General features: G+C 35.2%; 13 protein-coding genes, 4 tRNA genes and 1 riboswitch. Of the genes, 8 read left to right on the plus strand and 9 right to left on the minus strand.

Features of this window, described 5'->3' with window-relative positions:
* Positions 1-5 precede the first annotated feature (5 nt).
* The 5 genes from metF to murQ form a co-directional block, all read right to left on the minus strand.
* Positions 6-959 carry a methylenetetrahydrofolate reductase [NAD(P)H] gene (metF, locus tag R2Q59_RS16940; RefSeq protein WP_316786409.1) on the minus strand — a complete coding sequence of 318 codons (954 nt, stop codon included), beginning with the start codon at positions 957-959 and terminating at the stop codon, positions 6-8.
* Between the two features lie 111 nt (positions 960-1,070).
* Entirely contained in the window at positions 1,071-4,799 is a 3,729-nt protein-coding gene (metH, locus tag R2Q59_RS16945) for a methionine synthase (RefSeq protein ID WP_316786412.1), read from the minus strand.
* 115 nt (positions 4,800-4,914) lie between these two features.
* A riboswitch (SAM riboswitch) is annotated at positions 4,915-5,017 on the minus strand.
* A 120-nt stretch (positions 5,018-5,137) separates the two neighbouring features.
* The gene (locus tag R2Q59_RS16950) at positions 5,138-5,893 is read right to left on the minus strand and encodes a Bax inhibitor-1/YccA family protein (protein ID WP_316786413.1); all 756 of its coding nucleotides are present in this window, start codon (positions 5,891-5,893) and stop codon (positions 5,138-5,140) included.
* Between the two features lie 35 nt (positions 5,894-5,928).
* Positions 5,929-6,495 carry a hypothetical protein gene (locus R2Q59_RS16955; protein ID WP_316771181.1) on the minus strand — a complete coding sequence of 189 codons (567 nt, stop codon included), beginning with the start codon at positions 6,493-6,495 and terminating at the stop codon, positions 5,929-5,931.
* A 107-nt stretch (positions 6,496-6,602) separates the two neighbouring features.
* Entirely contained in the window at positions 6,603-7,406 is an 804-nt protein-coding gene (gene murQ, locus R2Q59_RS16960; RefSeq protein WP_316786414.1) for an N-acetylmuramic acid 6-phosphate etherase, read from the minus strand.
* 191 nt (positions 7,407-7,597) lie between these two features.
* Here murQ and R2Q59_RS16965 point away from each other — a divergent pair, with 191 nt between their 5' ends.
* On the plus strand, positions 7,598-9,205 hold the full coding sequence (locus tag R2Q59_RS16965; protein ID WP_316786416.1) for a S41 family peptidase: 1,608 nt from the start codon (positions 7,598-7,600) through the stop codon (positions 9,203-9,205).
* 226 nt (positions 9,206-9,431) lie between these two features.
* On the opposite strand, the gene R2Q59_RS16970 is transcribed toward R2Q59_RS16965, so the two are convergent.
* The 3 genes from R2Q59_RS16970 to era all read right to left on the minus strand — a co-directional run bounded on the left by R2Q59_RS16970 (position 9,432) and on the right by era (position 12,731).
* On the minus strand, positions 9,432-9,950 hold the full coding sequence (locus R2Q59_RS16970) for a GNAT family N-acetyltransferase (RefSeq protein WP_316786417.1): 519 nt from the start codon (positions 9,948-9,950) through the stop codon (positions 9,432-9,434).
* Between the two features lie 292 nt (positions 9,951-10,242).
* A complete protein-coding gene (gene der / locus R2Q59_RS16975) occupies positions 10,243-11,544 on the minus strand; it encodes a ribosome biogenesis GTPase Der (protein ID WP_131552172.1) in 1,302 nt (433 codons plus the stop codon).
* 296 nt (positions 11,545-11,840) lie between these two features.
* Positions 11,841-12,731, minus strand: coding sequence for a GTPase Era (gene era / locus R2Q59_RS16980; protein WP_316771187.1), 891 nt, complete (start codon positions 12,729-12,731; stop codon positions 11,841-11,843).
* A gap of 112 nt (positions 12,732-12,843) precedes the next feature.
* On the opposite strand from era, the gene R2Q59_RS16985 reads away from it, so the two are divergent.
* The 5 genes from R2Q59_RS16985 to R2Q59_RS17005 all read left to right on the plus strand — a co-directional run bounded on the left by R2Q59_RS16985 (position 12,844) and on the right by R2Q59_RS17005 (position 14,524).
* A tRNA-Met gene (locus tag R2Q59_RS16985) sits at positions 12,844-12,916 on the plus strand.
* Positions 12,917-12,998: 82 nt separating this feature from the next.
* A tRNA-Glu gene (locus R2Q59_RS16990) sits at positions 12,999-13,070 on the plus strand.
* 99 nt (positions 13,071-13,169) lie between these two features.
* A tRNA-Met gene (locus R2Q59_RS16995) sits at positions 13,170-13,242 on the plus strand.
* Between the two features lie 81 nt (positions 13,243-13,323).
* Positions 13,324-13,395, plus strand: a tRNA-Glu gene (locus tag R2Q59_RS17000).
* 475 nt (positions 13,396-13,870) lie between these two features.
* The gene (locus R2Q59_RS17005; RefSeq protein ID WP_316786419.1) at positions 13,871-14,524 is read left to right on the plus strand and encodes a J domain-containing protein; all 654 of its coding nucleotides are present in this window, start codon (positions 13,871-13,873) and stop codon (positions 14,522-14,524) included.
* A gap of 96 nt (positions 14,525-14,620) precedes the next feature.
* Here R2Q59_RS17005 and R2Q59_RS17010 read toward each other — a convergent pair whose 3' ends face one another.
* Entirely contained in the window at positions 14,621-16,072 is a 1,452-nt protein-coding gene (locus R2Q59_RS17010; RefSeq protein ID WP_316786421.1) for a hypothetical protein, read from the minus strand.
* 215 nt (positions 16,073-16,287) lie between these two features.
* Here R2Q59_RS17010 and R2Q59_RS17015 point away from each other — a divergent pair, with 215 nt between their 5' ends.
* Complete coding sequence (locus R2Q59_RS17015; RefSeq protein ID WP_316786423.1) at positions 16,288-19,353, plus strand: Eco57I restriction-modification methylase domain-containing protein; 3,066 nt, start codon at positions 16,288-16,290, stop codon at positions 19,351-19,353.
* The gene (locus R2Q59_RS17020) at positions 19,346-20,083 is read left to right on the plus strand and encodes a hypothetical protein (protein WP_316786425.1); all 738 of its coding nucleotides are present in this window, start codon (positions 19,346-19,348) and stop codon (positions 20,081-20,083) included. The genes R2Q59_RS17015 and R2Q59_RS17020 overlap by 8 nt, the downstream gene beginning before the upstream one ends.
* Positions 20,084-20,131 lie beyond the last annotated feature (48 nt).

Below are 20,131 nucleotides of genomic sequence, written 5' to 3' on the forward strand. Positions count from 1 at the left end.
ACAAACTAAAATATCGCCCTAGCTATTTGTTTCGTTTGTTCTGGTCTGCCCATGGTATAAAAATGTAATACAGGTGCGCCAAATTCGATGAGCTCTTTACACTGTTTAATCATAGCTTCTGTTCCAATTTCTTTTGCTTCAGCATTGCTTTTAGCATGTGATAAAGCATCAGTTAAATCCTCAGGTAAATCTATATGGAAAATTTTAGGCAGAACATTTAATTGGGTAAGTGTGCTGATGGGTTTTAATCCAGGAATGATGGGTACATTAATCCCGTTTTCCCTACATTTATTTACAAAATCGAAATATTTCTGATTGTCGAAAAACATTTGGGTAACAATAAACTCTGCGCCCATATCCACCTTTTTCTTTAAAAATTTGAAATCAGCATTTAGGTTAGGAGCCTCAAAATGTTTTTCAGGATATCCGGCAACGCCGATACAGAAATCACTTTTGAAAGTATCTATGTCTTCATGCAAAAACTTCCCTTCATTATGGTTTTTAATATGCTCAATTAAATCTGTTGCATAACAATGTCCGCCTTTTGTTGGAACAAATGACGTATCTGCAGCACGAGCATCACCCCTTAAAGCTAAAACATTATCAATCCCTAAAAATTGTAAGTCTATTAATGCATTTTCAGTTTCCTCTTTTGTAAAACCGCCGCAAATTAAATGCGGAACAGCATCTATTTTATACTTATGAATAATTGCCGCACAAATAGCAATTGTACCTGGACGTTTGCGATAAGAAACTTTTTGCAGTAAACCATTTTCTTGCTCCTTGTAAATGTAATCTTCCCTTAATGAGGTTACGTCAATAAAAGGCGGATTGAATTCTAAAAGTGGGTCAATAGCATCATAAATCCACTGAATGCTTTGCCCTTTTATAGGTGGCAAAAGTTCAAATGAGAATAAGGTTTTACCCTTTGCGTTTTTTATATGGTCTGTAATCTTCATTTTAGCGTATTGCGTAGTGAGTATTGCGTATTGAGATTAATTTAATATTTATTCTTTAATTATTTGATGTAATGCTAATGTCTCAATACGCAATTCGCTTTACTCAAATCTTTAATAAGCTAAATTCGGACTAAGCCATTTCTCAGCCTCTTCCAAGCTCATCCCTTTTCTTGTGGCGTAATCTTCTACTTGGTCTTTAGTAATTTTTCCTAATCCGAAATAACGAGATTGAGGATGAGAAAAGTAAAAACCACTCACAGCTGCGGTTGGATACATGGCATAACTTTCTGTTAAACGTAATCCAATTTTGTTTTCCGCATCAAGCAAGTTAAATAAAGTTCCTTTTTCTGTGTGTTCTGGACAAGCTGGATAACCTGGTGCCGGACGAATACCTGCATATTCTTCCTTAATTAATTCCTGATTACTTAGATTCTCGTCCTTAGCATAGCCCCAATATTCTTTACGAACTAACTCATGCATCCGTTCAGCAAAAGCTTCAGCTAACCTATCTGCTAATGCTTTAATCATGATGCTGTTGTAATCATCGTAGTTTTTCTCAAACTCGGCTACCAACTCATCAATTCCAATACCTGTTGTAACAGCAAAACCGCCAAAGTAATCTTGTACGCCACTTTCTTTAGGTGCCACAAAATCTGATAACGCATAATATGGTTCACCAGCCATTTTTTCCGCCTGTTGGCGAAGGGTATGGATTTTTATGGAAGATGTAAGAGGTGAGATGGAAGATGTGTCTTCAAACCATTTTCCATTTTCCTCCCGATAATTATCGGGATTACCTTTTACATTCAGTTCAATATCATCTCCCACAGAATTAGCTGGCCAAAATCCAATCACACCTTTTGCGGTTAACAGTTTTTCATCAACTACCTTTTTTAATAGTACCTGAGCATCATCAAATAGTTTTTTGGCTTCATCACCTACAAACTTATCATCAAATATTTTAGGATAACTGCCTCTCAATTCCCAAGTGTGGAAGAATGGTGTCCAATCGATATATGGCACTAACTCATCCAATGGGTAATCTTCAAAAACCTTTGTTCCTGTAAAAGTTGGTTCAGTAACTACCTTATCCAGTTCGATTTGAAATTTATCAGCTCTTGCTTCTTCAATCGTTTTAAATCTCTTGTCAGAACGTTTGTTTAAATGTGCTTCACGAGCTTTATCATATTCAGCCCTAATGCCAGCCACGTAATCATTCTTAGTTTCAGGGTTCATCAAAGTGCTGCAAACCGTTACGCTTCTCGATGCATCTAAAACGTGAATCGCTGGCCCAGAATAATTTGGAGCAACTTTAACTGCCGCGTGAATTCTAGAAGTTGTTGCGCCTCCAATAATCAGTGGAATGGTAAATCCTTCGCGTTCCATTTCTTTGGCAAAGTGAACCATTTCATCCAATGATGGTGTAATCAAGCCACTTAAACCAATAATATCTGCGTTAATTTCTTTTGCTTTTTTAATGATGTCTTGTGCAGGAACCATTACACCCATATCTATAATCTCGAAGTTATTACAGGCTAAAACTACACCTACAATGTTTTTTCCGATATCGTGAACATCACCTTTTACGGTCGCCATTAATACTTTTCCGGCAGATGAATTTTGGTCTTGGTCGGGATTGTCCAACTTTTCTTGCTCGATAAATGGTAGGAGGTAAGCTACCGCCTTTTTCATTACCCTAGCAGATTTTACAACCTGTGGCAAGAACATTTTTCCAGCGCCAAACAAGTCTCCAACAATGTTCATCCCGTCCATTAAAGGGCCTTCGATTACCTGAATTGGTCTGTCATATTGCTGACGAGCCTCTTCAACATCATCATCTAAATATTCTACAATACCTTTAACTAATGAGTGAGATAATCTTTCTTCAACTGTTCCTTTTCTCCACTCTTCATCACGAACAATTTCCTTGCCCTTACTTTTGATGGTATCAGCATATTCTACCAATCGCTCGGTAGCATCATCTCTTCTGTTTAACAATACATCTTCCACACGTTCTAGAAGTTCAGGTGGTATTTCCTGATAAACTTCTAGCATACCTGCGTTAACGATTCCCATATCTAAGCCAGCTTGAATGGCGTGATATAAGAACGCAGAGTGCATCGCCTCACGAACGGTATTATTCCCTCTAAACGAGAACGAAATATTAGAAACACCACCGCTTACTTTTGCATAAGGTAAGTTTTGTTTAATCCACCTTGTGGCATTGATAAAATCTACAGCGTAGTTGTTATGCTCTTCTAAACCAGTGGCAACGGTTAATATATTTGGGTCGAAAATGATATCCTGAGCAGGGAAACCTATTTCACCTACTAAAATATCATAACTTCTTTTACAGATTTCTTTTCTACGTTCAAAGTTATCGGCTTGTCCTTGCTCATCAAAAGCCATTACTACAACCGCAGCACCGTATTGCATGATTTTACGAGCGCTTTCTTTAAACTTTTCTTCTCCTTCTTTTAAGGATATGGAGTTAACGATACCTTTTCCCTGCAAACATTTTAAGCCATTTTCTATCACCGACCATTTAGATGAATCGACCATGATGGGTAGTTTGGCAATATCAGGTTCAGATGCAATTAGGTTCAGGAACTTGGTCATTGCCGCTTCCGAATCCAACATCCCTTCGTCCATGTTTACGTCGATAATTTGCGCACCACCTTCTACCTGTTGTAAGGCAACGGCAAGGGCAGCTTCATAATCGCCACCTAAAATTAACTTAGAAAATTTAGGAGAACCCGTGATGTTTGTTCTTTCACCAATGTTTACGAAAATACTTTCTGGCGTAATGGTTACAGGCTCTAAGCCACTTAAACGCATATAAGGCTCAATGGAAGGAATTTTTCTTGGCTCCGCTTTTCTTGCCTTTTCGGCAATACAGCCAATGTGTTCTGGAGTAGTGCCGCAGCAACCACCAACAATATTCACAAATCCTGAGGCGATAAAATCATCCACCAGATGTGCAGTTTCGTGAGGCATTTCATCGTAAGCACCAAACTCGTTTGGCAAGCCAGCATTTGGATAAGCAGAAACATAACAGCCAGCTTTTGCCGCCAATTCTTCAATGTGTGGGCGCATTTCTTTTGCTCCTAATGCACAGTTAAATCCAATACTTAGCGGATTGGCATGCATCACAGAATTTAAGAAAGCTTCCGCTGTTTGGCCAGATAATGTCCTTCCAGAAGCATCGGTTATGGTTCCAGAAATCATAATTTCTAGCTTTCTACCAATTACTTCTTCATATTTTTTAATGGCAACAATAGCCACTTTTGCATTTAAGGTATCAAAGATGGTTTCAATTAATAACACATCAGAACCACCATCAACTAAACCTCTAACTTGTTCGTAATAAGCTTCTTCTAACTCGTCAAAATAAACAGCTCTGTAACCAGGGTCGTTTACATTTGGCGACATAGAAAGGGTTCTGTTTGTTGGACCAATTGCACCCGCTACAAAACATTTCCTATCGGGATTTGCAGCCATAAATTCTGTAGCAGCTTCCTTTGCAACTCTCGCACCTTCAAAACTTAATTCGTAAGAAAGGTTTTCCATTTGGTAATCGGCCATGGAAATGCGTTGCGTACTGAAAGTATTGGTTTCGATAATATCTGCACCTGCTTTTAGGTATTCGAGGTGAATAGCTTTGATAATATCAGGGCGAGTGATGTTTAGCAAATCGTTATTGCCTTTTACATCACAAGGGTGATTCTTAAAGCGCTCTCCTCTGAAATCTTCCTCAGTTAAGGTGTAGCGCTGAATCATAGTGCCCATTGCACCATCTATAATTAAAATACGTTTTTCTAGTTCTTCTCTAATATCCATTTGGTATTGCGTATTGAGATTTGCGTACTGAGTTCAAAGCAAAATCGCTATACGCAATACGCTATACTCAAATCTAATAGGCTTATGTAAAAGTCTGGATTGTTCTTTCTCCTTAAACTTATCTTCTCTCGCCACTGCTGAGATTAGAAATTAGCACCTTGTTGGCACAGGTTGCTAAGACTTCGTAGGGTCTATCCCTCCATCTTTCTTAATAAGCAGTACAAAGGTGCAACAAAGCATTATCAATTCCAAAAAATTGGGTGCTAATGCCAAATAAAATTACAAAGGCCACGCAAATCTGCGTAGCCTTCAATATTATATTCTGAAAAATGGTAAGATTACTTTCTGCTTCCGAAAATCTGTAATAGATAAATGAAGATGTTGATAAAGTCCAAGTATAACGACAATGCAGCCATTAAAACCAATTTTTTTGTGTCGGCCGCTGCAATTTGTCCGCCATTTTCCTCAATGCCTAGGCCAATCCTCTTAATTTTTTGAACATCATAGGCCGTTAATGCTGTAAAAATGGCAATTCCCACAAAGCTTAATATGTAATGTAAAGTAGAGCTTCCAATAATCATATTGATTACAGAGGCAATAATTAGACCTACTAAGCCAACCATTAAAATTGGGCCGAATTTACTTAAATCAACATCTGTAGTATAGCCCAAAAACGCCATGATCCCAAAAATACCAGCAGCAGCGATAAAGCAGGTGTAAACTGAAGTAATTTCATATCTAAATAGAATAGAACTCATACTGATTCCTAACAAGAAAGAAAATAATAAGAAAGCTCCTAAAATAGTTGCATAAGAAAATCGATTAAGCCCACTTCCCATTGCAAAAATTAGTCCCAATGGGGCTAAAGTAGCTATCCAGCCTAAAATAGTCATACTGTTTCTTCCAGTAACTTCATCAGTTTTTCTAATATATTGCATCAATTCTGGACTAGACGCAAAAAGATAAGCTGCTAATGTAGTTATGCCTAAAGCAATAAACATCCAAAGAAATACATTAGCAAAGAATTTCTTGGATACAGAACCTTCCTGTACAAAAACACTATCACTGTTATAATTATAATTTTGTTGTTCCATTTGATTTGTAAATAATTGTATTTAAATATCGTGTTTTAATTTAATCTTTTTGTCAACAGTTCTTCAACTTTTTTGAAAAACTGACGTGGTTTTAACTTGCGCCAATGCAAATCATCCAACTCACCACCAAAGTTAATATAATAGTCGATGCTGTTATCCCTAAATTCTTTGATGACGTGTTCGTGGAAGTTTACCCCTGCAATCCATCCTTCTTCTACATCCTGAAACCACTCTTCATAATAACTATCGTCTGAAGCGTGAAAGTTCAGTACATTTTCTCCTATTAGGATAAATTTATTGATGCCTTCATCTACCATTAACTCCAAAATTTCCCTTTTGAGCATCATGATATCATTGTTAATCGCATCATTCCATTCGCCCATTAGCTCTATAATGGCATATTCCTTATCATAGTCTACAAATAATACCTTTATGTAAAGTGTATTAGAGCCAAAAGTGTCCCATTGCGGGTGGATTAAGAAATTATAAAGCTGCTTATCGTAATAAAACTCAGAGTATTCGGTTTCAAAAAATGGCGAACGGTCGTCTTCTGCAGCAATGTAATCATCTCTCCATAAGTAAAAAGGCTCAATTTCGTGCATTAGGCAAATTTTAGATTTTAGACCCGATAGCTATCGGATGACGATTTTAGATTTTGTAAAGTTGTATAGATAATGCTAGCGTAAATCGTAAATCTACAATTGTAAATTTATTTACTTGCCTCAACAGCCTTGCGAACGCTTCCGTATTTGTTTAATAAATCTGCAGCTTCGTCGTGACCAATATTCAATTCCTTCATCACCATCTGCGTACCTCTATCTACCAGCTTGTGGTTAGTTAACTGCATATCAACCATTTTATTGCCTTTAACTCTACCCAATCTAATCATCACAGTTGTGCTCAGCATATTTAAAACCAATTTTTGAGCAGTGCCAGATTTCATTCTTGTTGAGCCCGTTAAAAACTCAGGACCAACAACTACTTCAACTGGAAAATCAGATTCAGCTACAATTGGTCCGCCATCATTACAAATGATGCAACCTGTTAAAACGCCATATTTACGAGCTGTGTTTAATCCGCCAATTACGTAAGGAGTAGTGCCAGAGGCAGCAAGGCCTACTAAACAGTCTTTCTCATTAATTTGATATTCTTGTAAATCTACCCAAGCTTGTGTTTCATTGTCTTCGGCAAATTCAACAGCTCTCCTAATAGCCGTATCGCCGCCAGCAATAATTCCAACTACAGTGTCAAAGGATACGCCGAACGTTGGAGGGCATTCAGATGCATCAACCACGCCTAAACGACCACTTGTGCCAGCGCCAATGTAAAAAAGACGACCACCTTTACTCATTCTTTCGGCAACGGCCGAAGCTAGTTTTTCTATTTGAGGCAATGCTTTTTCTACGGCTAGTGGAACTAATTTATCTTCGTTGTTGATGTTTGTCAAAATCTCTAGAACAGACATTTTATCAATATCATTATACTTAGATTCTTGTTCGGTTATTCTGTTCATGGAAGTCATTTATGTTAAAGTTCGTTAATTTCTCAATTAACAGGAAATATTATCAATAAATCCCTGCAATTTTAGAGAGAAGATTACGCCATTGCAAATATTTAGCTTAAAATATTCAAAAAACTAAAATGTTACAGGTATTGTTATCCGATTAACAGGCTAAAATTCATAACTTTGCAGGGCGCTACGCAATGAAAAAAAGTACTCGTTTTAATATCCTTATCGCCTTAACCTATTCAGTTACCTTAATAGGTGGTATGTTTTTGGGTTATAAATTTTTAAAAGACCAAGGATTTCAGATTAATCGAGATGCTCGTTTAGCAACTACAGAAGCTCAAAAAGTCGAAGACATTATCCACATCATTAATAAAAATTATGTTGATGATGTAAATGCAGATAGCCTTCATCATCTTCCTATAGATAGTTTGTTGCATCAACTAGACCCACATAGCATGTATTTACCTGCAACAAAGGCTTTCGAATTAGAAGAGGCTTTAGAAGGTAATTTTGAGGGAATTGGCGTTGAATATTATATCCTTAACGATACCTTGCTGGTTACCAATGTACTTAAAGACGGTCCGGCATTTTTTGCTGGAGTTAAGCAGGGCGATAAAATTTTAAGAGTAGATAGTGCTTATGTGAGTGGAAAATCTTTACCTCGTTCAGAAATGATAGGTAAGATTAAAGGTAGAAGGGGAACTTCGGTATTGATTTCTTTTTTACGTCCTGGCAATACTGTCCCAACTCTATTAAATATCAAAAGAGGAAAGGTTGATGTAAGTAGTATTGATGCAGCTTATATGCTCAATAATGAAACTGCCTATGTTCGTATCAGTAAATTTGGCGCTAATACGGATAATGATTTCATAGAAACCGTTCGTTCGCTTAAAACCAAGGGGATGAAGAAATTGGTTTTAGATCTAAGGGATAATGGTGGTGGTTATGTAACTGCTGCAACCGGATTAGCTAATCAATTTTTGCCGGAAAATAAACTGATTGTTTATACAGAAGGTAAACACGAGCCTCGTACAGATTATTACACCACAGGTGGAGGTGAGTTTGAACAAGGTAAATTAGCAGTGCTGATAAATGAAAACTCGGCTTCGGCGAGTGAGATTTTCGCAGGGGCGATACAAGATTTAGATAGGGGAATTATTATTGGTAGGCGTTCTTTCGGGAAGGGTTTGGTACAAGAGCAATTTGCATTTGATGATGGTTCTGCACTAAACCTAACCATTGCCAGATATTATACGCCACTGGGTAGAAGTATCCAGAAATCTTACAAAAAAGGTTATGTAGCCTATCAGCATGAGCTGGAAGATAGGTATAAGGATGGAGAACTAACCGCGATGAATACCAAAACTAGAGATAGCCTTCAGAAAACATTTATTTATACTACGCAAAGCGGAAAAAGAGTTTATGGTGGTGGAGGCATTCAGCCTGATGTTTATGTGAAGTTAGATACACTAGGTTACAATAAATTTTATGGAACATTGGTGGATAAAAAAGTATTGATAGATTTCGTTTTTGATGTTTTGGCTGATAGATATACTTCTACTTACTTGGCACAATCGCTTAATACTTTTAGCATAAACGATACAGATTACAAAGATTTACTGAAATACATACAGGCAAAAAACATCAATATTGATGTGAAACAACTAATCGCATCTAAGCCCTTAATTTATAATGATTTGAAGTTGATGCTTTGCAAATATCATTTAGGTTATGCTGGGTACTACAAAGCACACAACTTAACGGATAATGTGGTAAAACAGGCTTTGGTTAGTTTGCAATAGTCGTTTCATGTCATATCGACAGAGCGCAGCGACGAGATATCTGTTTGATGGATGATTGCGTTGGCTTTGTTTTCACAATAAGCGATACGCGAGTGCTCAAGAGGGTTGGGGATTTAGCTTCGCTGAGCACTTTGTGGTTCTCAATCGCGAAAAGCTCATTTCGAAATGACGGCAGGATCGAAGTAAGTTTGCTCAAGACTTCTCACTAACGACTCCCGACTCCTTCTCAAACCTCTATCTCAAAAAGATTCAAGGCAATCCCTTCATAATGTTTTGGCAATCCGCTATCGGCTCCTATCTTAATACTACCAACATGGTTAAAACCGCAATTGGTGTAATGGATAAATAGTTTTTCATTATCTGCCCAAGTATCTAATCTTACAAATTGAAGTTGCTGGTTTTTAGCATAAGCCTTTGCCCAATTGGTAATGATATTTACAAAACCATGCCCCCTAAAATTTGGATGGGTAACAATGCGATGAAGATAGATAGCCAAGTCTTTGTCTTTCTCTTCCCAAATTTGTGGGTCGTTAAAGGTAACTAGGAACACACAAGCTACTTTTCCGTCGACTAATATTTTATATTGTCTTTGCTCCGAGATCTCATTTTTGATTAGCTCAACATCAAATCCTTGCCAGTGCTTATCAGAGACCTTTTTCTGGTGAGCCACAGCCATATCATAAAACTCAAATATGGTAGTTAAATCTTCAGCTGTGCTGTTTACAATTTCTAGGTGATTTTGCATGGTACAGAATGATTGGAATACTGCCTTTGTTATTTAAACCCTGCCTGCGGCAGGCAGGCTGATGGTAGTGAACACGATCCCGATTTTTCATCGGGAGAAGTAAAACGAACAGCAGGACTGCAATTTACCATGAAAAACTAACTTTCGTTTTCAAAAACAGAAGTTCTTAGGTTAGAGATTTAGCTTCGCTGAGGCTTTTTCGACTCACTACTTCGGACTTTACTGACTTTCGGACTTTTCCGACTATCTTTTGCTCCTAGCCCAATGAACTAATGAGCAAATGACCAATGAACTATTTTTGTCTAAAATAAATTTGTATCGGTACGCCAGAAAAATCGAAATGCTCACGCAATTTATTCTCTATGAAACGCTTATAAGGCTCTTTAATATATTGAGGCAGGTTACAGAAAAATGCAAACATTGGAGAGGTTGCGTTGATTTGAGTAACATATTTTACCTTAATGTATTTTCCTTTTAACGCAGGTGGTGGATAGTTTTCGATAATCGGAAGCATCACATCGTTCAACTTAGAAGTTGGGATTTTCTTGCTACGGTTTTTATGAACTTCTAAAGCCGTTTCTATCGTTTTGAAAATACGTTGTTTGTTTAAAACCGAGATAAATACAATCGGCACATCTGTAAACGGTTGTAATTTAGTGCGGATTTGGTCTTCAAATTCTTTAATGGTTTTATTGTTCTTCTCAATTAAATCCCATTTGTTAACCAAAATCACGATACCTTTTTTGTTCTTCTCGGCAAGGTGGAAAATGTTTACATCTTGAGACTCTAAACCATCTTCCGCATCAATCATCAGCATTACAACATCAGCTTCTTCTAAAGCTTTGATGGTACGCATAACCGAATAAAATTCGATGTTCTCTTTTACCTTCGTTTTTTTACGCAAACCAGCAGTGTCAATGAACATGAATTCGTGACCAAACTGATTGTAGTGAATATGGATTGAATCGCGGGTTGTACCAGCGATTGGAGTTACGATATTACGGTCTTTGCCAATTAAAGCGTTAATTAATGAAGATTTACCAACGTTAGGGCGGCCAACAATAGTGATTTTAGGTAAAGCGTTTTCTTCTTCAACTACATCTTCAAAGTGAGTGATGATTTGATCTAACAATTCTCCCGTTCCAGAACCTGTCATAGAAGAGATGGTGTAAATTTCACCTAAACCAAAACCGTAAAATACAGTTGCATCATTTTCTAATTGATGATTATCAACTTTGTTTACCACAACAAATACAGGTTTTTTACTTCGACGTAAAAGTGAAGCAATTTCATCATCTAAATCTGTAATGCCTGTAGTTACATCAACCATGAATACCAATACAGTTGCTTCTTCAATGGCAATTACAACCTGCTCGCGAATGGCAGCTTCAAAAACATCTTCAGAATTGGCTACATAACCACCAGTATCAATAACGGTAAATTCCTTGTCAGTCCACTCTGCTTTACCATAATGTCTGTCGCGAGTTACACCGCTAAAATCATCTACAATAGCTTTGCGACTTTCTGTTAAGCGGTTAAAAAGGGTAGATTTGCCTACGTTTGGTCTTCCGACAATTGCGATAATATTGCTCATGGTGTTATTGTTTTGTGATGTTGGTTGATGGTTGATAGACCATGGCTTATAGTTTGGATGCTTACGTATTTACGCATACATCTTGGCTACTAACCATCAGCTATTGTATACCCGCCAATAGTAACTCTCTTTGTTTTAAAGTATTAACCCTTTTAAAAGGAGTGCAAAGGTACGGTTTATTATTGGAAGAATAAATTCTAATTCGTTTTGAGTTTTTTGAACTATTCAATGGCTTAGTATTGCATTCAAGTAAACGACCTGACAATTAACTATGAACCATTGACCATTAACCTTTTCTAGCTATCGTAGCCGAAACTCTTCAAATAATTCTTTTTACTTCTCCAGTCTGGTATAACCTTAACGAAAGTTTCCAAGAATACCTTGCTCTCTAAAAACGCTTCGATGTCTTTTCTGGCTTCCATACCCACTTTTTTCAGCATTGCTCCACCAGTACCAATTAATATGTTCTTTTGCGAATCTCGCTCTACTATAATTTCTGCAGTGATGCGAACCATTGGTCCGCCTTTACTTTCTTCTTCTTTAAAAGCAGTTACGATTACTTCTGTGCTATAAGGAATTTCCTTTTTGTAGTTAAAGAAGATTTTCTCACGAATAATCTCAGAAACGAAGAAACGTTGACTGCGGTCTGTTAATTCTTCTTTATCATAATATGCCGGGTGTTCTGGGATGTTCTCCAAAATCATTGGCAATATGCCCTCTAAATTATATTTATGCAGGGCAGAAATAGCGTAGATATGTTTAGGGTTTAATTTCTCTTGCCAGTAAGCAAACTTCTCATCTACTTGTTCTTGTGTGGCGTTGTCAATTTTATTTAATAACACAACCATAGGGATGGTGGTATTGATGATTTTTTCTAGTACATCATTCTCGTCATGTTTCTCGTGAATGTCTGTTACAAAAAGAATTAAATCTGCATCACTAAGTGCTCCACTTACGGCGCTCATCATCGAATCTTGCAATCCGTAAAGCGGTTTTATGATGCCGGGCGTGTCTGAAAATACAATTTGAAACTCATCTTCGTTCACAATTCCTAAAATTCGGTGACGAGTGGTTTGCGCTTTTGGTGTAATGATAGAAAGCTTTTCACCCACTAGGGCATTCATTAGGGTAGATTTACCAACATTTGGCTTCCCGATGATACTTACAAAACCAGCTTTATGTGACATAGAAATATTTTTTGAAATAAATTTGTTCTGCAAAGAAACGAATTATATCTTTGCATTCCAATTCGGAACAAGGGCAGGAACATTTGCAAATTGGCTTTCGAATTGTATAGCGTGCGGGATGGAGCAGTTGGTAGCTCGTCGGGCTCATAACCCGAAGGTCATCAGTTCGAGTCTGGTTCCCGCTACCTTTTTAAGGTTTGGAGTTTGGAGTAAAAAGTTGTGAGTTAGCTCACTACTCAACACTCTCAACTCAAAACTGATAAAAATGGCCCGTTCGTCTAGGGGTGAGGACGCCAGATTTTCATTCTGGAAACAGGGGTTCGATTCCCCTACGGGCTACGAAACCGCTTTACAAATAAAAGTTGAGCGGTTTTTTTATCAATACCAAAGTTGATGTGTAAGGTTTTATGACTTACAAGTTTAACATCGACAAAATAGTGCGGGATGGAGCAGTTGGTAGCTCGTCGGGCTCATAACCCGAAGGTCATCAGTTCGAGTCTGGTTCCCGCTACCTTTTTAAGGTTTGGAGTTTAGAGTAAAAAGTTGTGAGTTAGCTCACTACTCAAAACTCTCAACTCAAAACTGATAAAATGGCCCGCTCGTCTACCGGTTAGGACGCCAGATTTTCATTCTGGAAATAGGGGTTCGATTCCCCTGCGGGCTACAGGAAGAACAAAAAGTTGGTTTAAGGCGATACCGCTGGACACCAACTTTTTTTCGTTTAACGGTATCGTTCGGTATCGTGGCTGTCAGGAGTTTTGCTTCCCCTATATTTACCCCTCTTTCATCTTGTGCTATTTTCATCACATCAAATTTCTTATGATTTGATAGCAATTCTTTGTTTATATCTATAATTATATATCTTTAAAACACAATATCAAATGTTTATGATATAGAAGAGGTATGGCAACATGTTATCAGTGTGGTAATTCTAACGCAAATTATCGAAGAGAGGTTTATACTGGTCAATCTAGAAGAACAAACTATGGCAGGACCATAACTTTTGGGACAAGCACCCATTTTGGTCTTAGATCTGTTTGTTATAAATGTGCCAAGCATATAGATTGGTATGGCAATGCTAAAGTGGTTTTTTGGTAAATCGTAGCTATTGGTATTTTATGGTATATATATAGTCGTTAATGAGTACATTCTACGATATCTTAGGGATTCCATCAAATGCAAGTAAAGAGCAGATTAAGACCGCTTATCGAAAGCTTTCAATAAAATTCCACCCCGACAAGAATGATGGGGATGCTTATTTTTCGCAAATGTTTCAACAGATTAACGAAGCCTATACGATTCTTTTCGATGAGGAGGAGCGACGAAAATATGATTTAAACCTTAGTGAACAGTCAGAGTTAAAAAAGCATTCCGAGAGGCTTAAAAAGCTTGAGGAAGAATTGGCATATAAAAACCAGTTGCTAAAAGAAAAGAGAAATAGTTTTGTTAATAACCCTATTTCAAATATTGAAAAGACCTCAAAAAAGACTGAAAAAGCCTTTTCTTTGAAGATTAAACACGTAAAATATTTTCTTTGGGTAATAATCATAGGATTTATTATCGCAATTGGTATGAAGAGTAATCGTTTGAAAAAATCAACACCGAAGGTTTTAACTTATAGTAAGAAAAGCAAGAAGACAAAGCATAAGAGTAAACAACCTATAAATAATATTAAGCCTAATGAGGAACAAGTTGTTGTCACATCATCTGAAAATGTTGATAGCCTGCCAACTTCAGACGTTCCAGCAGTCGTTCAATTTCCGACTGACACCAGTGACAAAAGACCTAAATAAAACGATACCGCTTAACACTAATTTTTTCATTTAAAGGTATCGTTGGTTACGTATTAAAGGTCTTGATCCCTCTCATTTACACACTTAACTGCGAGTTTATTTAATGAACTTCATTGCTTCCTTGTATCTACTATCTGTAGACAAGTTTTGCATTGCTCCCCTGGGGAAACTTAAAATTAAGTCAAGAACTTTGTTTATGTATGCATCTTTTGTTTTTGATTTGAAAAATGTAGCAAGTTGTTTCAATCTTCTATCGGGTACAGAGTAGTTAAAGTCGGTTGTAAATTCAGGGTCGTTAAACAATGATAAAAAGTTCTTAATATCATTAACTGTAAATGACTGTATGAATTTATTGTAATATTCAACAGCACCTACATCAACTCCTTCTTTATAGCCCCTTCCATTTCCTACATAACAAAGACATATAACTTTTACAAAAAGCTTACTAATACTATCGGGTATTCCTGTAGGAGGAATGGATACGTCAATAGATTTAGCATGAGCATATTCATTATAGAAGTTATTCCACTCAAAATGTACCGTTTTTAGGTTTTGTAATTTTTCTATTAACTCCGCCGTTAAGCTATCCTCATCTTTGTATTTTAAGCCACTAACTGTTTCAAGAAATTTTTGAACTGCATCTTTTCTATCAACGTCACCATTTTTTCTATATACTCCGAATTTTGCACCAATATTGTACTTTGTGTCCTCAGTTACATTATCCCAAATATATGGTGTTAATCGATCAATATTTTTCCTGACTTTTGCATCTGTTCTTGGGTCTGTATAGACGCCAAAAATTGATAATACGAAGTCGTCAATTCTCTCTTGAGGTTGTTTAACTAAATCTGAACCAATGATAGAAAAGTCTTCTTTTGGTATCTCATTAGTACGTAAGTTATCAAAAAGCTGTTTAATTTGTATTACGGAATGGTCTGGCTTAGCTGTGATGGCATATTTTAGGCAACTTTCCAGTAAGCTAAGCATTTCAATTCCAGAAACAGAATTTTCATTTGGATGTGCTGCACTTGCATGATTTCTTAGATAATTTACGTTTTCTAATCTTTTATAGTTGATGTCACTTATCAAACCTATTCTTCTACAAATTTCTAATAAATCGTGATCACCTATAGCAGCTAAATCGTCTGAATTAATTAACGTTTTATATTTTGAATTTACAGTATGTGCAACAATTAGAAAATACTGAAGATCGAAATCTGATGCAAGCCTTCTAAGTGCTTTTATCGTTTCATCCCAAAGAAAATTTAAAGCACCATCAAATAATCCAACAGAAACAGCAACTGTAAATTTTGACAAGTAAGTTGCTTTATTTCTTTCATCAAGAGGTAGAATTTCAATCGTACTTTCCAAAGCGTATATAACTTTTCTACGTTCTTCAACTGGTGAAAGAATATCTTCGGTTGGTAATCCGATATGTTCAAGTAAATCTGCAAGAGGTTTATTGAAAGCCGATATTGAAGTTTCAATTTGTTGGGGTGTAGTATCTTTTGGAATTAATATGATTTGAATATCCTGATTGTTTTCCATTGAGTCGTTAATTTATGAGAGTTTAGAAAAAAATAAATATAGCATTATTACTTCTGTCATATCAACTTAAAATTCTTTAATTAGAAAGAGACCTTGAAATTCGATTAACAATAACAAGTGCGTGATAAATATGGGGTAGTAAGTAATACAATAAAATACTAAAATAATTAGTAAATAAATCCCGAATTAAATTATAAATTTGTTAAAAAGTAATTTTGAAAAATAATCAATTAATTAAGCTATTAACCCGACTAGGACTGGAAAATACTGTTTTCTTTAGGACAGAAGATAGCAATACTTATTTTTTTGATTTCCATATAGACGTTAAAAGCAAGTTGGATACTATAAAGCCCGATGCCGTTTACGTTTTTAATAAGCAGCCCTTTATTTTATTTTTTGATTTAATAGGAGACGATGACGTTGCTAGAGAAAATGAAATACATAAAAAGGTATGGTCTTTTGATAATTCTCCAGTTATTTTTATAGTTAAAAGTTCAACTATTCAAATCTTTAATGCATTAAATTATATTAAAAATAAAGAAGGTAATGGTGGCGAGCTTGAAGAAATAAATTTGACTGATGAAGAGCGTGATGTCAGGTTTTCTTTTTGGAATTTGCAAAGTGGGGAAACATGGAAATGGTTTCAGAACGATTATTTAGAAAACACGAAGAAAAGAGAAACAAGAAAAAGGGTTAATGAAAGGCTGTTCCAAAATATTAAAGAGGTAAGGTATTATTTGACAGATACAAATAACTTGAACCATTTGCATGACAAACAAGCAAACTCTCTAATATTAAGATTAATTTTTATTCGCTATTTGATTGATAGAGGTATTAAAATAGATAATGGTTTTATTTCGGGAGAAACAACCAATGATAAGAGAAAGAGTTTTAGTAATATAATAAAGCAACCAAAACGCTTAAAAGAGCTTTTTGCTAATTTAAATGACAAGTTTAACGGAGTATTATTTAGGGAGTTTGATATTCAACTTGATCAAACACATTCAGATTATCTTGCGAATGTTTTTAAAGGTGAATTACAAGAACAAGGAACATTATTTGAGGGATACTTTTTTGAAATTTTTGATTTTTCAATAATTCCTGTGGAAGTAATTTCCGGGATTTATGAATCTTTGATAGATGAAGAAACGAGAGAACTTAATTCTGCTGTTTATACTCCCTCATTCTTAGTTGACTATATTTTAAGCGATACGGTTGAAGATTATCTAAATAAATCTCAGTCTTCTGAATGTACAATATTTGAGGTTGCCGTAGGTTCTGGAATTTTTCTTGTTCAGTCATTGCGAAGGATGATTGAAAAAGAGATTGAGTTAAATGGTAAAGATGACAAAGAAGCATTTAGTAATAAGATAAGAGATATTGCTAAGCGTAATCTTTTTGGGATAGATATTAATAGAGAGGCATTAAAGGTTACTTGTTTTTCAATTTATATTGCCTTGTTAGATTATCAGGAGCCAAAAGATGTTGAACAATACCCATTTCCAAATTTTTTAGATGAAAATTTATTTGAAGCGAATTTCTTTAATACAGCACATGAATTTAATAAGGTAATTAAACAAAGTTGTCCAAAATTTATTTTAGGAAATCCACCTTGGAAAAGTAAAAAGGATGATATTGTACATACAAGCTGGTTAAAGCATAACAAAAAAATTGTTGGTAGATTCGAGATTGCGCAATCTTTCCTATTAAGAACAAAAGATTTTATGCAAGGTGATACTCGTGCAGCATTAATTGTAACAAGTACTATTTTTTATAACGTCTCAAAAACTACAAAGAAGTTCAAGAATGAGTTTTTAACAACTTATTGCATTGACAAATTCTTTGATTTATCTCCAGTAAGAAGATTAATCTTTGAACAGAAAAACAGTCCTGCAACTGTTATTTATTACAGGCTTTCTCAGGAAAAAGAATATTTGAATAATGTCATAGATCACCAATCTGTAAAATCAAATCGGTTTTTAAAATATTTTAAGATGTTAGTCATTGAGAAATTTGACCAAAAAAAAATATTGCAAAAACATTTTATAGACAATGACTGGATGTTTAAAGTTGCCCTATATGGTAACACTATGGATTTTATCTTAATTAGTAAATTATATTCATTAAAAACCACTAGCGTTCAAGAGTTAATTGATAATAATGTTCTGTTTAAAGGTGCGGGTATAGAAAGGGGCAAAGATCCAAAACCTTATTACGAATTATTAGGGTTGCCCATTATAGAAAACAGTGAAATAAAACAAGATTATTCCGGAATTTGGAAAACAAAAGCTTTGACGGAAAAAGACATCCATCTGTCAAGGGGAAGGAATAAAAATATATTTATAGGAAGTAAAATATTATTTAAAGAACAGGCTTTTAATGAAAGTGAACCTTTAGTATCATATACTAAAGAAGATTTAGTTTTTAGAAAGGGAATTTTTTCAATTTCCTCTAAAGATGATAATTATATTAAAGTTCTTTATACCTTTTTTAAATCAGACTTAACATGCTATTTTCTCTATTTGATATCTGCAGCATGGGGTGTTGGAACTAGACCTGCTGTGAGGTTTGATGAAGAATTTCTTGATTTACCCTTTATTGAACCAACCACTGAAACAAAAACAAGATTAATTAGTCTGGCAAATCAGTTTTTGGAGCCAAACAAAAAGTTTTTTAATCAATTTAATTTAGGTGAGCCTGAAAGAAATGAAAAAATATTAAACGAAATCAATTCAACGATTAACAATTTATATAAAATTAAAGAGCACGAAAAGGATCTTATTAATTATGTATTGGATGTATCGAGATTTCAATTTCAAGAAAGCAAACAACATTTATTCACAAGGGCAATAGACTCCAATGAAGCCTTTATTGAAAAATATGCAAATGTATTTATACAAGAATTCGAAAATATTTATGATGAAGAATTTTTGCAAGTTGAGGTTTATCCTTTAAATTATTTTATTGCTTTAAATTTTATCTTTTTAGGCTCAAAACCAAAAAAAACCATTATTTATCCAAATGATAAAGATGAAAAGGAAGTTCTGAAAAAATTAGCAAATAATTTAAGCATAGAGCAAATTACAAATACCCAAGACCCAACAAAAAATTTATTTGTGCAGAAAGATATTAAAGGTTTTGAAAAAAACTCATTTTACATAATTAAGCCAAACGAATATAAATGCTGGCATAGGGCAATAGCTTGGTATGATGTAGCAGAATTTAAAGAAGCTATAGAATTAGCAGAACTGCACAGTTTAAAAGACCAAATAAATGACTAATGCTTCCAACTTCATACAACACAGAAAAAATATATTTTCTGTAACTGATAAAAGGATAAAGACTATCTTATGGTATATAATTGAATGTAACAATCTTTTTTTAAAAAACACCATTAACCCCTATTCCAAAAAATGGGTTGCAACCAATACGACCATTTCATTTGAAGATTACTTAAAATTCGAACTCATTGATAATTATTTAGTTAAAAACAAACATCTTTTGAATGGAAGGCTTTCGGTTTTAGAGAATATTAATTTTTCCGCCGAAACTCAAAAAAGGTATATTGATAGTGATGGAAAGCAAAAGCCTGATAAAATAGACATCTATATCAATAAAATAGGATTACAAAAAGAATGGAATGAGAATGATGAAAATATATACTTTGCAGTGGAGTGTAAAAGAATAAAGATACTTTCTGACACTAAAAACTACATACTCGATATTTCCAAATTTTGCAGTCGAAATCACTCTAATTTAAGATTGCCGTTCGAAGGACAGATAGGCTTTATAGAAAATTCAAAGCTTAATCATCTACATATTTCTGGTGAAATAAACAATGAGCTAAAAAAAGGGTCAACCATTAATACTACAAGCCCCCTAAAAAGCATTGACCTCCACAGTAATTTTGATGGTGGATATTCATCCTCTCACAAGAAAAGCTTTGATAACTATGATATTTTTTCTATCTATCATCTACTTTTTGATTACTCCGCAGTTGTGACTGAGTAATTTAATTTAAGCAAATATTATCGTTATGCATTTTAGCACTTAAAATTT

Source organism: Pedobacter frigiditerrae, from assembly GCF_032678705.1.
GTDB lineage: Bacteria > Bacteroidota > Bacteroidia > Sphingobacteriales > Sphingobacteriaceae > Pedobacter > Pedobacter frigiditerrae_A.

Coding starts and splice junctions, on each gene's coding strand:
- metF (WP_316786409.1), bottom strand. CDS start 959: ATGAAGATTACAGACCATATAAAAAACGCAAAGGGTAAAACCTTATTC.
- metH (WP_316786412.1), bottom strand. CDS start 4,799: ATGGATATTAGAGAAGAACTAGAAAAACGTATTTTAATTATAGATGGT.
- R2Q59_RS16950 (WP_316786413.1), bottom strand. CDS start 5,893: ATGGAACAACAAAATTATAATTATAACAGTGATAGTGTTTTTGTACAG.
- R2Q59_RS16955 (WP_316771181.1), bottom strand. CDS start 6,495: ATGCACGAAATTGAGCCTTTTTACTTATGGAGAGATGATTACATTGCT.
- murQ (WP_316786414.1), bottom strand. CDS start 7,406: ATGAACAGAATAACCGAACAAGAATCTAAGTATAATGATATTGATAAA.
- R2Q59_RS16965 (WP_316786416.1), top strand. CDS start 7,598: ATGAAAAAAAGTACTCGTTTTAATATCCTTATCGCCTTAACCTATTCA.
- R2Q59_RS16970 (WP_316786417.1), bottom strand. CDS start 9,950: ATGCAAAATCACCTAGAAATTGTAAACAGCACAGCTGAAGATTTAACT.
- der (WP_131552172.1), bottom strand. CDS start 11,544: ATGAGCAATATTATCGCAATTGTCGGAAGACCAAACGTAGGCAAATCT.
- era (WP_316771187.1), bottom strand. CDS start 12,731: ATGTCACATAAAGCTGGTTTTGTAAGTATCATCGGGAAGCCAAATGTT.
- R2Q59_RS17005 (WP_316786419.1), top strand. CDS start 13,871: ATGAGTACATTCTACGATATCTTAGGGATTCCATCAAATGCAAGTAAA.
- R2Q59_RS17010 (WP_316786421.1), bottom strand. CDS start 16,072: ATGGAAAACAATCAGGATATTCAAATCATATTAATTCCAAAAGATACT.
- R2Q59_RS17020 (WP_316786425.1), top strand. CDS start 19,346: ATGACTAATGCTTCCAACTTCATACAACACAGAAAAAATATATTTTCT.